Here is a 15,416-nt window from a genome sequence, read left to right on the forward strand (position 1 = left end):
CACTAACAGAGGCCAGCCATGAAACGAAAAATCGGCAGCGCAATGGTCGTCGGCGCCGGGATCGCCGGCATCCGGGCAGCCCTGGATCTGGCCGAAACCGGCTACGGCGTCACCCTGATCGACCGCGCAGGGCATATCGGCGGGATTCTCAGTCAATTGGACTACCAGTTCCCCAGCAATGGCTGCGGCATGTGCAAGATGCTGCCGCTGGTGGCGCGCGACGCCGGCTCCCAGTACTGTTTGCGCAAGGGGCTTTTCCACGAGAATATCGAGATCCTGCTGGCCACCGAGATCGCCGCGATCTCGGGCGAGGCCGGCCATTTCGAGGTGACCCTGCGGCAGACGCCAAACCCGGTGGACCCGGAGCGCTGCATCGGCTGCGGGGCCTGCACGGCCGTCTGCCCGGTGTCGGTGCCCGATGAATTCAACGCCGGGCTCAGCTTGCGCAAGGCCATCTACCTGCCCGTGCCACATGCCGTCCCCAACCCCTTCAGGATCGATACGGCGGCCTGCACCGGCTGCGGCGCGTGTGTCGCGGCCTGCCCCACCGGTGCCATCCAGCTGGGTGACAAGGGACGGGAACGCTTCCGGGTGCTGGTGGTGGATGACGAACTGATCGTGCGGGATTCCATCCACGCCTGGCTGACCGACGAGGGCTACACGGTGGAGATGGCCGCCGGCGGCCAGGAGGCCTTGGAGCGGCTGAGCCGGGAGCGGTTCCAGCTGATGCTGCTGGATATCAAGATGCCCGGCATGGATGGGGTCGAAGTCCTGCAAAAAGCCCGGGAAATTCAGCCGGACCTGTGCGTGGTGATGATGACCGCCTATGCCACGGTTGAAACAGCCATCGAGGCCATGAAGGCCGGCGCGCGCGAATACCTGCTCAAGCCCTTCGATCCCGACACCCTCAGCGATCAGGTGGGGCGCATTCACCATCAAAGCGAGCTGGCCGAAGCGCGGCGAATGGAGACCGGCGCACTGATCCTCTGCGGGGGGACCGATTACTTCGACCCGTCGGAGGGCAAAAACCCCTTTGCCTACCGGCAAAACCCCCATGTGCTGACCAGCCTGGAATTCGAACGGATCTTAAGCGGCACCGGCCCCAGCGGCGGGCGGCTGGTGCGCCCGGTAGACGGCAAAACGATCACCAAGATCGCTTGGATCCAGTGCGTCGGCTCCCGCGATCTTCAAAGCGGAGCGGACTTCTGCTCCACCGTCTGCTGCATGTATGCCATCAAGGAGGCCCTCCTGGCCCGTGAAAAAGCCGCCGCCATAAACACGACGATCTTCTACATGGACTTGCGCACCCCCGGAAAGTCATTCCAGCGCTACCGCGACCGGGCCGAGCGGGAAGCGGGCGTGCGGTTTGAGCGGGGCCGGATCCACTCCGTGATCCCCGACCCGGACAGCGGCGACCCCGTACTGGCCTACGTTTCCCTGGAGGGCGAACGCCGCCAGGAGCGCTTTGACCTGGTGGTGCTCTCCGTCGGCCAGCGGCCGGCGGCCGGTGCGGCCCAACTGGCCGAAATCGCCGGGATCGAACTGAACCCCTGGGGGTTTGCCCGCAGCGCCCCGTTTTCCCTGACCAGAAGCAGCCGCGAGGGCATTTTCCTGGGGGGCGCCTTTGCCGGCCTGGAGGACATCTCCGAAGCGGTCATCCGGGCCAGTTCGGCCGCCTTGAGCGCCTCGCGGGTGCTCCACGCCGGCGGCGGCAGCCTGGGCGCGGCCCCATCGCCGGCGCCGACCTTTCGGGACGTCAGCCGCGAGGCGCCACGGGTCGGGGTGGTTTGCTGCACCTGCGGCGGGGCCCTGCCGCTGACCGAAGACCTGTCCGCCCGCCTGCAGCAGGACCCCGCGGTGGCCTGGGTCGCCGCCCTGGAAAACACCTGCACCGCCCAGGGCTGGAGCGCCCTAATGGACCTGGTGAAGGCCCGGAACGCCAACCGTCTGGTGCTTGCCGCCTGCCAGCCCTACAGTTACGCCCGCAAACTGGGTGAACTGGCCGCGGCCGTCGGGCTGGAACCGGCCCTGATGACGGTGGTGGACATCCGCAGCCTCCTGCCCGCCGGCGCCGCCACCGGCCCGGCACCCGCGGAGCTGGCGCGGGTCGTGGCGATGGGGGTTGCCGCGCTGAAAACCGTGGCGCCGGGGCCGGTAGCCAGCATCGCAGTGGTCCAGGAGGCGCTGGTGGTGGGCGGCGGAATCGCCGGCATGACCGCGGCCCTGGGAATCGCCGACCATGGCTATGCGGTAAACCTGGTGGAGCAGGCCGAGAACCTGGGCGGCAACCTGAACTGGCTGGTCTCCACCTTGGACGACCAAGACCCCAGGGCCCTGCTGGGCGAGACCGTCGCCCGGGTGCAAAACCACCCCCGCATCACGGTCCACACCGGCAGCCGGGTGGCCGGGGGTTACGGCGAGGTCGGCCATTTTTTGACCACCATCACGGGACCCGAAGGGCGGACCATCACCCTGGAGCACGGGGCGGCGATTCTGGCCACCGGCGGCAGCGAGGCGCCCACCACGGCCTACGGCCACGGGGAAAACGCCGCCGTGACGACCTTGAAGGGGATGGAAATCGGTCTGGCCAGCGGAACCATCGATCCTGCCGGCCTGACGGCCGTCGTCATGATCCAGTGTGTGGAGTGCCGCGAGGAACCCCGCAACTACTGCAGCCGGGTCTGCTGCCCCTCAGCCCTCAAACACGCTCTCGGGCTCAAAAAACGCAACCCGGATATCGGGGTCTACGTTTTGTACCGGGACCTGATGAGCTGCGGCTTCAGCGAAACCTACTACACCCGGGCGCGTCAGGCCGGAATCCTGTTTTTTCCTTACAGCCTGGAGCGTAAGCCCGAGGTGACCATCGACGCCCAAGGCCGGCCGCTGGTGACGGCCTTCGAACCGCTGGTCGAGCGTGAGGTCGCCATTTCCGCCGATCTCGTGGTGTTGGCCACCGGCATCGTGCCCCATCTGCCGGCAGCGCTGGTGGACGCATTCGGCGTCACCCGCGACCGGGACGGATTTTTCCAGGAGGCGGAATCCAAGTGGCGGCCGGTGGATGCCATCAAGGAAGGGGTCTTCGCCTGCGGTCTGGTGCGCGCACCCCACGGTATCCCGCAATCGATTGCCGAGGCCGAGGCCGCAGCCCAGCGGACCCTGCGCATACTGGGGCGCGAGCGCCTGCCGGCGGCCAAGGTGGTGGCCGAGGTGCGCCACAGCCTCTGCAGCCGCTGTGAACGCTGCCTGGACGCCTGCCCCTACGGCGCCCGGCACCGCAACCCGGAACTGGACAGAATCGAGGTCAACCCGGCCATGTGCCAGGGCTGCGGGGCCTGCGCCGCGGTCTGCCCCAACAGCGCAGCGATTGTGGCGGGCTTTACGGACACCCGGATGATGGCGGTGATCGACGCCGCACTGGAGGGGGTGTCGTGAGCGCCGCCTGCGGCGCCCCGGCCGCCAGCCCGTTTCCCTGCCAACGGCGGAAGGAGTTCAGATGAAAGTCAGCGCCAGCGCAAACCCTCCGGCTGCAGACGCCGGTGACGACGACTTGCTGAGGGAGATTCGCGCCATGGTCAGCGCCTGCATTCAATGCGGCACCTGCAGCGGCTCGTGCCCCAACGCGCATGCCATGGACTACACCCCCCGCCAGCTCTGGCGCATGGTGCAGATGGGGGAGCAGGACCGCATCTTTGAGAGCAAAACCTTCGCCCTCTGCTCGGCCTGCTACACCTGCAGCCTGCGCTGCCCCCGGGGTCTGCCGCTGACCGACGCCATGGCGGCCCTCAAACAGGCCGCGGCCCGTGCGGACGTCCCGGCTTTCCGGCCGAGCGCCCGATTCTACGGCAGCTTTCTGGAAAGCGTGCGCCGCCACGGGCGGGTGCGCGAGAGCGAATTCATGACGCTCTATTTCCTGGCCATGAAAAACCCGCTGCTGCCGATGAAGTTTGCACCGCTGGGTCTCAAGCTGATGGGCAAGGGCAAGCTGCAGATGGCCCTGCCGACCGGAGCCGGCCGGGGGACCCTGGATGCCATCTTTGAAAAAGTCGCTGAACTGGAGGGGCGCTCATGAAGTATCTCTACTACCCGGGGTGTTCTCTGGAGGCCAGCGCCGGCGAGTACGACCGTTCCAGCCGCGCCCTGTTGACCGCCATGGGGGCCGAGATAACGGAGCTCGAGGATTGGAGCTGCTGCGGTGCCAGCGCCGCCGAGGCCCAAAGCCGGCTGCTGGCCCTGGCCCTACCCGCGCGCAACCTCGCCATCGCCGAAAAGATGGGGGGTACCCACGACCTGGTGGTGCCTTGCAGCGCCTGCTACCTGAACCTCAGGAAGGTTGCGGAAAAAATCGGGCGGGAACCGGAGCTGCTGATGGCCCTCAATACGGTCCTGAGCGCCGATGGGCTGCACCTCAGCGGCGGGGTGCGGGTGCGGCACCTGCTGGACGTGCTGGCCAACGACCTGGGGGCGCAAGCGCTGGGCGCCAAGATCGCACGCCCGCTGAAGGGGCTGACGATCGCGCCCTACTACGGGTGCCAGTGTCTGCGGCCCTACAGGGTATTTGACGACCCCGAAGCGCCCCGGACCATGTCCCCCCTGATCACGGCCGCAGGGGCCGCCGTGCACCCCTGGCAGATGGGGGCGCGCTGCTGCAGCGCCTCGCTGATGACCACCAAACCGGAGGTGGGGCTGCCCCTGGTGGCCAGCATTCTCAAGGCCGCGCACGGTGCGGACGCCATTGCAACCGTCTGCCCCATGTGCCAGATGAACCTCGAGGCTTTTCAGTCCAAGGCCTCTCGTTTTGCCGCCGAGGACCTCGCCATTTCCGTGCTCTACCTGCCCCAGCTGCTGGGCCTGGCCATGGGCCTTTCGGAGTCGGAGCTCGGGCTGGGGTTCAACCTGGCGCTGACGCCGGGGTTCAGGGAAAAGCTGGCCGCCTGACGGCGCTCAAGCCTCCTGATCCCGGGGGCTCTTTTCGGCGGCCTCTCCCGATCCGCCGCCGACGGCGGGCAGACGCACCGAGAAACAGGCGCCTTGCCCCGGTTCGGAGGCCACCGTGATCTCGCCCCCGTGCTGGCGGACGATTTTAGCGGCCACAAAAAGCCCCAGACCGGTCCCTTTGTCGGCTTTGGAGGAAGCGAAGAGGGTGAAAATTCCGGCCCGGGTTTCGGCATCCATCCCGATGCCGTTGTCCTCGACTTCGAACACAACCTGCTGCGACTCCCGGCGGATCCGGAAGGCCACCCGGTGCTCGCTTTTCTGGCGGTCCTCGAGGCAGGCGTCCACGGCATTTTCAAGGATATTGACCAAAGCGGCCTGGATCTGGCCGGCATCCAGCTCAAAGCGCCCCAACCCGGGCGCGAACTCCTGCTCGAAGCGGATGCCGTGGCGCTTCATTTTGGGGGCGATCACGCCGGCTACCTCCTCGCCAAATGCCGCCAGATCGACCGCCGTCCGCACCACCTCCCGTTCCTTGGCCTGGTAGAGAATGTCCAGGACCATCCCCCGGATGCGCCCCACCATGAGTTTGACCACCTCCCAGCCCTCCTGGACCTGGGCCTGGTCCTCGCGCGCGAAACCGGCATCGATGAGGTACATCCCGCCGTCCAGCCCCGTCAGCAGCCCCTTGATGGCATGGGAGACGGAACCGATCATCAACCCCAACGAGGCGAGGTGGTCCTGCAGCCGTTGCAGCTGGGTGATGTTGGTGGCCATCACCAGCACGTGGGTGATCTCCCCCAGGGAATCGCGCACGGGGGTGGTCCACACCAGGGTGTTGAAGGGCTCGCCGGTCTCGGTTTTGAAAACCATTTCGGTTTGCTGGGGGCAGCCGCTTTGGAAAGTTTTTTCGACCGGGCAGTCCTCGCAGGGCGAAGCGGCCTGCTTGCAGAGTTCGTAGCAGCAGGCGGCGCCCGGCTCCCCGAAATCCTGCCTGAAGAGCTTGTTGGCGGCCGTGAGGCGGTAGCGGCGGTCCCGCACGGCGATATAGCACGGCATATCGTCGAAGAGTTTCTGGTAGCGGGAAGACTCCGCCGGCTCCTGCGCACCGGCAGCGGTTGCCGCCGCAGGGGTTGCCACCGCCTGGAGCCGGGAGGCCTTTTCGTGCACCAGGGATTCCAGGTTTTCGGTGTACTCTTTTAGTTTGCGGCGAATGAGAATATTTTCGCGGGCCTTCTGGAGGGACTTTTCCAGGGCCTCGTCGCTGATCGGCTTGGTGACGAAATCGGTGGCGTCGTATTGCAGGCTCTTGATGGCGAGGTCCATGTCGCCGTGGCCGGTGATCATGATGACCTCGGTTTCAGGGTTGCGCTGCTTGAGGCGGCGCAGCAGGCTGATGCCGTCCATGCCGGGCATTTTGATGTCGGTGAGCACGATTTCGGGCTGCTCACGGTCGAAAACACCCAAGGCCTCCTGCCCGTTTTCAGCGGTCAAAACGGTGTAGCCGCTGTCTTCCAGAGCAATACCGAGGACTTTGCGAATCCCTTCCTCGTCGTCTACCAGGAGCAGTTTGGGTTTCATGGCACGTGCGGGCAGCGGCTCAATCCGGCAGCCCGATGGCGCGCTGAACGGTCAGCAGCAGCTTGTCGGCGTCAAACGGCTTGCTGAGGTAGGCCACGGCCTTCTTGATGGCGTGGCGCCCGGCCATCCCGCTGATCACGATCACGGGAATGTCCTGCAGTTCGGGGTCCTTGGTCATCCGGCGGTAGAAGTGCGGGCCCCACTCTTCGGGCATTTCCAGGTCCAGGGTGATCAGGTCGGGTTTCTCGCGCTTGACCACATCCAGCGCCGCCACACCGGAGTTGGCGCTGCAGGTGGTGTAGCCGTTGTCTTCCAGCAGCGCGGTGAGGTATTTGACGATAATGGGGTCGTCATCGATGATCAGGATTTTCTTTGCCATGCGGTGACCTCTTTCGGGGCGAATCGGTTGGGGCCTCCGGGAAAATCAGGGGGTTCACACTCACGGCCGGCACCCCGGGGTGTACCCGCTTTTTCCGGGCAGGGCGTTTAGTTCCGGGGGTGGCACTCGGCGCACATCACCGGACCGGCCAGCTGCTCCCGATGGCAGCCGCCACAGCGCAGGTGGTAGACGGCGATCAGTTCGATGGGTTTGGCGCCGGCGGCGGCCAGATGGCATTCCGAGCACTCCATGTCCTCGGAGGATTCGTCCTCCAGCACCTGGCCGTCCTCCACGACGTGATGACAGACATTGCAGGCGTCAATGCCGGCCTTTTCATTGTGGTCGTCATGCACGAAGGGGACCGGCGGCCGCATCCGGTTGCCGAAGGCGCTGTCCCGCACGGTGGTGACGTCTTCCTGGGAATATACGACCGATCCGGCGGCCAGCGCCAGGGCGGCCAACGCCAAGAGTGCAAAGGCCTTCAAAGCGCGGTTTTTCATCAGCTCCCCCCATCTTTTGGCTGCTTCGGCATACCACGGCGGCCCTATTCGGGTTTTTCCATGGTTTCGTAGATCAGGTCCCCGAGAAATTTAAGCTCCAACCCCAGTTGATTGACATGGATGATATCCTCCAACCCGCCGTGGCAGTTGTGGCAGGGGGCGATCACCGTCTTGACGCCCTTGGTCTTGACCCGAAAGAGCTGCTCGGCCTTGACGCGGTTGCCGGTAACGCGCTTGTTCTTGAACGGTGGACCGGTGTTGATCACCCCACCACCGGCACTGCAGCAGTAGTTGTGCTCCCGGTTGGGGTGCATTTCGACGACCTTCTCGCAGAGGGCGTCGGCCACGTAGCGCAGCATTTCGTGCAAACCCCGGCCACGGACCACGTTGCAGGGGTCGTGGATGGTGACCGGGGTCGGGTACTTCTTGGCGATCCGGATGCGCCCCGACTTGAGCAGTTCGTAATAGAACTCGATGGCGTGGACCACCGGGATCGGCGGCATCCGCCACCCCAGGGCGCGGTTGCCCATGTCGTAAACCGAGCGGAAGGCGTGGCCGCACTCGCCCATCACGATCCGCTTGACCTTAAGCCGCATGGCGGTTTCGAAATGGGCGCGCTTCAGGCGGGCCATCATCTCGTTGTCGCCGGAGTACATGCACATGTCGCTGTTGTCCCAGCCGGGGGTGGCCGGCATGGTCCAGTTCACCCCGGCCGTGTTCATGATCACCGCCGCCTGGTAGATCAGCTGGGCGCGGAATTTGGGCTCCGGGCCGATGACCGAGTAAAACACATCGGCCCCTTCCTTCTCCAGCGGAATCCGGAGCTTCGGAATCTCCTCCTGGGCCTCTTCCTCCTGCCACTGGAGGCTGTCGATCCATTCGTCTTCCTTGACCCACATCTGGTTCAGGGTGGCCGAGTGGCTGTGGGCGGTATCCTGGAGGTACTGCGGGGTGGTGCCCAGCAGGTGACAGATGCGCCGCATGACGAGCATCAGGTAGGCCACGTCGATCCCGAAGGGACAGTACATGGCACAGCGCCGGCACAGGTTGCACTCGGTGTGGGCGATCTCACAGGCTTTTTCGATGAAGGCCGGCGACACGCGCCCCTTGTGTTTGACGATTTCCCCGAGGGTCTGCTTCACCTTGGCGGCCGGCGCAAAGGCGGGGTCGTTGTCGTTGGAGAGGTAGAAATGACAGGCCTCGCTGCACAGGCCGCAGTGGACACAGGTCTCCAGATAGGCTTTCAGGCGCGCGCCGGTCTCGTTCTTGAGAAACTGCCGGATCACAACCTCGATGCGCTCGGGGGTCAGCTTGGCCGCCCCTTGTGCGATCCCCATGTCGTGAATTTTGGGTTTGTCTTGAGTTGCAGGCGCAACCATGTGCTATCCTCCCCCTCGGGTGGCGTGGTGATCGGTGACGACCCCGGGCCCGTACTGCGGCGGTTGGAAACGGCGGTGCCTACCAGTCCCGGGCGTGGCGCACGGCGCCGAATTCCGAGCCCATATACCCCCGCATGAAAGGAAAAAATATCATGTGACTGAGCTTGGTGAACGGGATCGCCATCAGCAGGATCTCACCGGAGAGGATGTGCACGATCCCCATCGTCCGGAAACCGATCCACTGGTGGTAGGTCCAGAAACCGGTGACGAAGGGCGCCGCCACCAGCGCCAGGATGACGAAATCCGACGCGCTGCTGAGATACTTGACATCCGGCAGCACCAGCCGGCGCACCAGGAAAAACAGGCATGCGGCGATGACCACCAGGGTGAGTACGTCCCCGGTAGCCTCCGAGATATACCACCAGCTGACGTTCCAGCTTTGCTTCCAAAGCACCACGTGCGCGAAAAGAAAGATCGGCACCAGAAAGAGACAGACGTGGAAGGTGAAAGTGACGATCGTAAAGACCGGGCGGCGGCGGGAATTCAGGCTGCCGAAGGGCGCCAGCCAGTGCATGATCGAGCGCAGGGCGTAGCGCAGATCCATGTAGGAGTATACCACCAGATCCTTTTTGCGCGCCAGCAGTGCCATGGACACCAGCCGGTAGAGCACCCCGCCGAGAAACACGGCCGCGGTCACCCAGAGCAACGGTCCGGCCACGAAGTTGTAAACAGCGTGCATCTTTGCCTCCCCGAATGGATCGCTTGCAAGGGCCTCAAGGGCGTGGCGGCTTATGCGGCCTCACGCTGCTACGCATCCAGCGCAACCACCTCGCGGTAATAGCGGCCGCTTTCAGCCCCGCTGCCAACCCCCCGAATCAACAGCCGCTTTCCGTCCGGGCTGAAGGCGGGGCTCCAGAGGGCTTCGAAATCGCTTCGCAGCACCTGGCCGTCCAGCAGTAGGCGGTAACCCCCGTTTTTTTCCACCTTGGCGGCGACGTGCCGGCCATCCGGGCTGAAAACCGGCTGCCAGGCCATGTCGTGGTCGCCGTCCCAGGCGCGGCCGTCCACCACGATGGTCCAGCGGTCCTTCTCTTTGGCAACGCAGGCGATATGCCCCCCCTGGGGGCTAAAGACCGCCTCGGAGACCAGCCCGTCGAAGGTTCGCGACCAGGGGCGGTCGTCCACCGCAATGGTCCACTTGCCGAACCTGGGAGCTACGATCGCCGCAAGCTGCCGACCGTCGGGGCTGTAGGTCTGGTGCCAGAGCTGCACATAGTCGCCGCTCCAGAGGCGCTCGCCGTCACGGGCCAGGGTCCAGCTGCCACCGATTTTGACCGGCGCGCAGACCGTGCCGTCCTGGGGGTGAAAGCGCGGCTCCCAGACGGCGTTGAAGCGCTGCCCCCAGGTGGCGCCGTCCACGGCGATGGTATAGTCGTAAAGGGTTGTTCGCACCTCGGCGGCCACATGCCCGCCGTCGGAGCTGAAATCCAATCCCCAGACATTCACGAAATTCCGCTCCCAGGGCTTCCCGTCCACCGCCACCGTGTAACAGCCTTCTTGAAACTTGAAGATTTCCCCCTCGTTGAAGGCGACGGTCTGCACCACCGCGGCGGCCCGGCGGCCGTCCGAGCTCAGGCGCAGATTATTCAACGCTCCGAAGGCGCTTTCCCAGGGAACACCGTCCAGCACGGCGAAATATTTCATCGCCTTCTGGGCGGCGGCGGCCACATGTCCACCGACGGCACCGAAGAGGGGGTTCCAGAGGTAGTCGAAGCGCTCCTCCCACGTCTCGCCGTCCAGCGCCAGGGTCCACTCGCCGCCGTCCGAGACGATGGCCGAGACGCGGCCATCGGGGGTGAAGCGCAAAAACCAGATCTTGTCGAAGGTGTTCTCCCAGGCGTCGCCGTTGACGCAGACCGAAAAACTGCCCTCCTCGGTCTTCACCACGGCGGCAATCTGCTCGCCGTCGGGGCTGACGTAGGGCTCTTCCACCCACGGGTGGATCTCCCCCCACCGCCCCGGATCCGCAACGAGTCTCCTTCCGATCTCCCAGTCCCAGCTGTTTGAACCGCCCATGGACTCCTTCTCCTTTTGTCGCCTGGAAACCGCTGCGCAACAGCGCCTCGCGAAAGGGCCTCGCTGAACTTAATGATGGCGGCCAGGCCGGGCCAAGTTCACTATGGCATCAATTCAGCTCGATTTCAACTCCTTAAGCCGGCAGACAGCGGCCACGCCAGGAAGCCGCAGGCAATCCCGATCACAGATCGATTCCGTAGCGCTTCATCTTGCGCCACAGGGTGGTGCGGTTGATTTTCAAAGCCCGGGCGGTCTTGCCGCGTTTGCCCCCGTGGGCCTGCAGCAGCTGCAGGATCCGATCGCGTTCCGGACGGCCACCCCCCGCCGCCTGCGGGCGATGCTCCGGAGATGTCTGGGGCGGGGCGCCGGGGCCGTTTTTCAGCAAAAAAACCGGCAGGTGGCGCCACTCGATGACCTTTCCCTGACAGATGATCAGGGCATGCTCGAGAATGTTTTCCAGCTCCCGGACGTTGCCGGGGTAGTCATGGTTGAGCAGCACTTCCATGGCCCGCTGGGAGATGCGCTCGACCTGGGTGGTGCGGGTGGCGCAGAGGCGTTTGAGCACATGGGCGATCAAGAGGGGCAGGTCCCCCTGGCGGTCCTTGAGCGGTGGCAGCTCCAGGCGCATGACGTTCAGACGGTAGAAAAGATCCTCACGAAAACGCTTCTGGTGAACCAGCTTTTCCAACCCCAGGTTGCTGGCCGAGATGATGCGCACGTCGACCTTGGTGGTACGCCGGCTGCCCAGCGGGTAGAACTCCTTGTCCTCCAATACCCGCAGCATTTTGGCCTGCAGCGAAAGGGGCAGGTCGCCAATTTCGTCCAGAAAGATGGTCCCGCCGTCGGCCTCCTGGAAGCGGCCCGGCTTGTTCTGATCCGCTCCGGTGAAGGCCCCCTTGACATAGCCGAAAAACTCCGATTCCAGAAGGGTGTCCGGCAGGGCGGCGCAGTTGACCTTCACCAGCGGCTTGCGGGCCCGGGGGCTGGCGTTGTGAACGATCTTGGCAAGCAGGTCCTTGCCGGTGCCGGTGGGCCCCTCGATCAGGATAGTGGCCTGGCTGGCGGCAATCACCGGCACGATCTCGAATATTTTCTGCATCACCGGGTCCTTGCCCACCATGTCATAAAAGGTGTAGCGCTCCTGGATGGCGCTGTCGAACTGGTATTTCAGCGAAAGGTCCGTGAGGGTCGCCAGGCCCCCCACCGTGACGCCTTTTTCGTTTTTGAGGGCCATGCAATTGACCCGCACGGGCAGGGGCTGCCCCTGCCGGGTGACCACCCGCGTTTCGATACCCGACGGACCCCGACCGCTCTCGGCGCCCGCCCGGTTGGCGCGCATCTCGCGGCACAGATCACGGCCGAAAACAGCGCTGCAGGGCCTGCCCAGCAGACTTTTGCGGCTGTAGCCGGTGATGCGCTCGGCCATGGTGTTGAAGAAGGTGATGTGGCCGCCGCGATCCACGGTCAGGACCCCGATGTCCAGGTTGTCCAGTATGATCTTGAGCCTCAGGTCGTCATAGCGGATCCGCCGGATCAGGGACTTGAAGACCGTGTGGTCCTGGAACACCTGGATGCAGCCCGCCGGCCTCTGATCCGGACCGTAGAGCGGCGCCTCGATCCGGGTGATGCTGTGCTCGCCGCTGGTGACATCGGTGATTTCGATTTCCGCACACGCCTCGGTTCCGCCCGGCGGGGTTTGCAGCCCGTCCACATAGCGGCAGCTGCCCCCGCAGAGGTAGTCGCGGAACACCTCGTAGCAGAATTTGCCGACCACATCGGCGGCTTTGCGATCGGTGAGCTGCTCGGCCGAGCGGTTGATGCCCAAGATGCGCCGGTCCGGCGAAAGAACGATGCTTCCCAGCGCGAGGCAATCCAGGATTCCGCCCAACTGCTTGAAACCGATCAGGATGTTTTCCATCACGACCCACCAGCGGCCGGAAAGCTCAACCGGAAGCACGCCCCTTGGCCTTCTTCAGAGACCACCTGAATGTCGCCGCCGCAGTCCTTGACGATCCCATAGCTGATGGAAAGCCCCAGGCCGGTTCCCTTGCCAACCTCCTTGGTGGTGAAAAAGGGCTCGAAGATCCGGTCGCGCAAGGCCTCGGGAATCCCGCCGCCCGAATCCGACACCTCTGCAATCACCCGGCTGCCGACGGGATAGGTCCTGAGCGCGATCTGCTTGGCACCCGGGGGCGGCAGCGCCTCCCCCTGCCAGTGGTCCTCGATGGCGTCCCGGGCGTTAATCAGGAGATTGATGAAGACCTGCTCCAGGCGATCCGCATCGGCCATCACCAGCGGCAACTCGGGGTGGTAGTCGCGCGTCACCGCGATTGCGCGCACCTTGAGTTGCTGACTGAAAAACTCGAAGGCCTTGTCCAGCACCTGGTTGAGCTGCACCTGGCCCAAGTCCAGGTCCGACTGCCGGCCGAACTCGCGCATGTGGTTGATAATCTTGGTGGCGCGGTCGACGTGCCCGTCGATTTCACCGGTCAGGGTCAACAGGATCTCTTCCTTGATCGGCTCCCCGCGACTGGCCTTCTTTTTCAGGAAACTGCTGGCGGTCTTGATCACCGACAGGGGCTGGTTGAGCTCGTGGGCCACACCGGTGGCCATCTCCCCCAGGGTGGCCATCTTGCTGGCCTGGATCAACTGCTGTTCGGCCAACAGCTGCTTGGTGATATCGCTGGTGGTCACCAGCAGGACTTTCCTGCCCTGAAACTCGGAGGGCGAGACGCGGATGTCCACGAAGAGGCGCGCACCGTCGCGGTTGCGGTGCTTGACGCGGTTGATGGCCGCACTGGTCATGAGTTTGAAGGCGTAGTGGTCCCGATCCTCCTCCTCGGCAAAGATGTCCAGAAAAGGTTTGCCCAGGATGTCCGCCTGGGTGAAGCCGTAAACCCGCTCAACGCTCTGGTTGCAGTCCAGGACGTGGAGGGTGTCCACATCCAGCACGAAAACCGGATTGGGAATGTTGGTGAAGATGGCCCGGTATTTCTGCTCGGACTTCTCCAGCTTTTCGGCCAGCAGCTTGCGCGGGGTGATATCCAGGCTCATCTCCATGGCGGCCACGATGTTGCCGCGGGCGTCAAAGACCGGCGTGGTCTTGTAAATCCAGTGGGAAACCGAGCCGTCCTTGTTGAGGCCCATTTCCTCGCCGGAGTGGGACTGGCCGTCGGCAAAGGTCTTTTCCACCGGGCAATTGTCGCATTTTTGCCGCCGACTCTTGTAGGCCGAGTAGCAGAAATCGCCCGGATTTGGCGCGAACTGGTTGGCAAACTGGCGATTGTACTGCAGCAGGCGGAACTCACGGTCCTGCACCGTGATCAGGCAGGGAACGGCCTCAAAGAGGTTCTGATATTCGTCGCGCTGCTGGTTGAGGGCTTCCTGATTGGCGGCGATCTCTTCCCCCATACGGTTGATGGCCCTGGCCAGCTGCCCCATCTCATCCTCCTGGCGAATGTCCACCCGGCTCAAGTAGTCCCCATGGCCGATGCGCCGCGTGCCTTCGATGAGCTTGCGCACCGGCCGGTTGACGAAGGCCATCACCAGCAGGAAAATACCGGTGGATGTCATCAGGAAAACCAGGCCGGCCAGCCCGATGATGCCCTTTTCGATCAGCAGCACCTGCCGGTCGGTTTCCTCGAGGGAGACCACCACGTCGAGGGCACCCAAAACCTTTTTGGACTTGGGGTGCACATGGCAGGGGTCGGCGGAGCAGCCGGGCTCGTTGAAAATCGGGCTGATGATGCCCAGATGGCGGTAGCCGTCGTCAAGGGCGACGATCCGGATGCGCTCCTCGAGCCCCAATTTTTCCTGGGGCGGCTCGGTCCGGTGGCAGATGTGGCAGGCTTCGTCGCGAATGTTGGTGAAGCGGTCCACCTCGGAGCTGCGGTTGGAGTACTTGATCTGGCCGGCTTTGTTGTAGATCCGGACGGCGTCGAGGCCTTCCTGCCCGCCGATATTGGTGATGATCTGGTTGATGTCGTCGCGCGAGTTGAGCATCATGGCGTAGTGAGTGCCGAGACGGATGGTGGTGGTCAGGCGGTCGGCGCTGGCGACGACATCCGCCATGATTCTCTTTTGCTGGTAATCGATGGTAAAATAAGCCCAGGTGGCGATGGAAAAAAGCAGGGTCAAACCGACCGTCAAAATCAGCTTGGCAATCAGACTGTGACGCAGCCTGAGTAATTTTTTGAGCATGTCTTCACCCCCCTGCAAATCATGCTCCCCGAAAGCAATCCTTAATTTGAACAATAACTTAAAATAATTTTGGGGTCAACCGCCTTGTCCGCTGCGGCTGCCGCCGGACACCCCGTCGGCTCGCCTGCGCACCGCTATTCTTGCTTGACAAAATCAGGAGATCTCACTATGAATACCGGAGCCTGGCAGGACGAATCTCCAAGCGTGAGGCACACTTAATCTGGGCTTCCAGATCGGGACAGGGACAGGATGCACTCATCGGGATTTACAGGACCGTATAGTCTTTCTGCCGATATTTGAGCCTAACTTCTTCAAGGGGGACGAGAATGTACAGAGTTGGCCTTCTGATTTTGTGTCTGATAGTCATCG

At 63.8% G+C, this 15,416-nt stretch carries 11 protein-coding genes; 3 read left to right on the top strand and 8 right to left on the bottom strand.

Translation table 11 applies throughout. The features are described from left to right. Positions 1-18: 18 nt before the first annotated feature. The 3 genes from LJE63_02765 to LJE63_02775 all read left to right on the top strand — a co-directional run bounded on the left by LJE63_02765 (position 19) and on the right by LJE63_02775 (position 4,935). Entirely contained in the window at positions 19-3,432 is a 3,414-nt protein-coding gene (locus LJE63_02765; protein ID MCG6905522.1) for an FAD-dependent oxidoreductase, read from the top strand. Between the two features lie 61 nt (positions 3,433-3,493). Then, positions 3,494-4,069, top strand: coding sequence for a 4Fe-4S dicluster domain-containing protein (locus LJE63_02770; protein ID MCG6905523.1), 576 nt, complete (start codon positions 3,494-3,496; stop codon positions 4,067-4,069). Then, positions 4,066-4,935: a CoB--CoM heterodisulfide reductase iron-sulfur subunit B family protein gene (locus tag LJE63_02775; GenBank protein ID MCG6905524.1), complete on the top strand. Its 870-nt coding sequence runs from the start codon at positions 4,066-4,068 to the stop codon at positions 4,933-4,935. Before LJE63_02770 ends, LJE63_02775 begins: the two co-directional genes overlap by 4 nt. A gap of 6 nt (positions 4,936-4,941) precedes the next feature. On the opposite strand, the gene LJE63_02780 is transcribed toward LJE63_02775, so the two are convergent. The 8 genes from LJE63_02780 to LJE63_02815 form a co-directional block, all read right to left on the bottom strand. Then, a complete protein-coding gene (locus LJE63_02780) occupies positions 4,942-6,513 on the bottom strand; it encodes a response regulator (protein MCG6905525.1) in 1,572 nt (523 codons plus the stop codon). A 19-nt stretch (positions 6,514-6,532) separates the two neighbouring features. After that, a complete protein-coding gene (locus tag LJE63_02785) occupies positions 6,533-6,892 on the bottom strand; it encodes a response regulator (GenBank protein ID MCG6905526.1) in 360 nt (119 codons plus the stop codon). 107 nt (positions 6,893-6,999) lie between these two features. Further along, the gene (locus tag LJE63_02790; protein MCG6905527.1) at positions 7,000-7,392 is read right to left on the bottom strand and encodes a cytochrome c family protein; all 393 of its coding nucleotides are present in this window, start codon (positions 7,390-7,392) and stop codon (positions 7,000-7,002) included. 44 nt (positions 7,393-7,436) lie between these two features. Beyond that, positions 7,437-8,771, bottom strand: coding sequence for a (Fe-S)-binding protein (locus LJE63_02795; GenBank protein ID MCG6905528.1), 1,335 nt, complete (start codon positions 8,769-8,771; stop codon positions 7,437-7,439). 79 nt (positions 8,772-8,850) lie between these two features. Next, positions 8,851-9,510 (bottom strand): nitrate reductase, encoded by a 660-nt coding sequence (locus LJE63_02800; protein MCG6905529.1) that lies wholly within the window; start codon positions 9,508-9,510, stop codon positions 8,851-8,853. 68 nt (positions 9,511-9,578) lie between these two features. Continuing rightward, positions 9,579-10,847, bottom strand: a complete 1,269-nt coding sequence (locus tag LJE63_02805) for a WD40 repeat domain-containing protein (protein ID MCG6905530.1) — start codon at positions 10,845-10,847, stop codon at positions 9,579-9,581. Between the two features lie 181 nt (positions 10,848-11,028). Further along, entirely contained in the window at positions 11,029-12,804 is a 1,776-nt protein-coding gene (locus LJE63_02810) for a sigma 54-interacting transcriptional regulator (GenBank protein MCG6905531.1), read from the bottom strand. Beyond that, complete coding sequence (locus LJE63_02815) at positions 12,765-15,047, bottom strand: PAS domain S-box protein (GenBank protein MCG6905532.1); 2,283 nt, start codon at positions 15,045-15,047, stop codon at positions 12,765-12,767. The genes LJE63_02810 and LJE63_02815 overlap by 40 nt, the downstream gene beginning before the upstream one ends. Between the last annotated feature and the right edge of the window lie 369 nt (positions 15,048-15,416).

The organism is Desulfobacteraceae bacterium (genome assembly GCA_022340425.1).
In the GTDB taxonomy this organism is placed as follows: Bacteria; Desulfobacterota; Desulfobacteria; order Desulfobacterales; family JAABRJ01; genus JAABRJ01.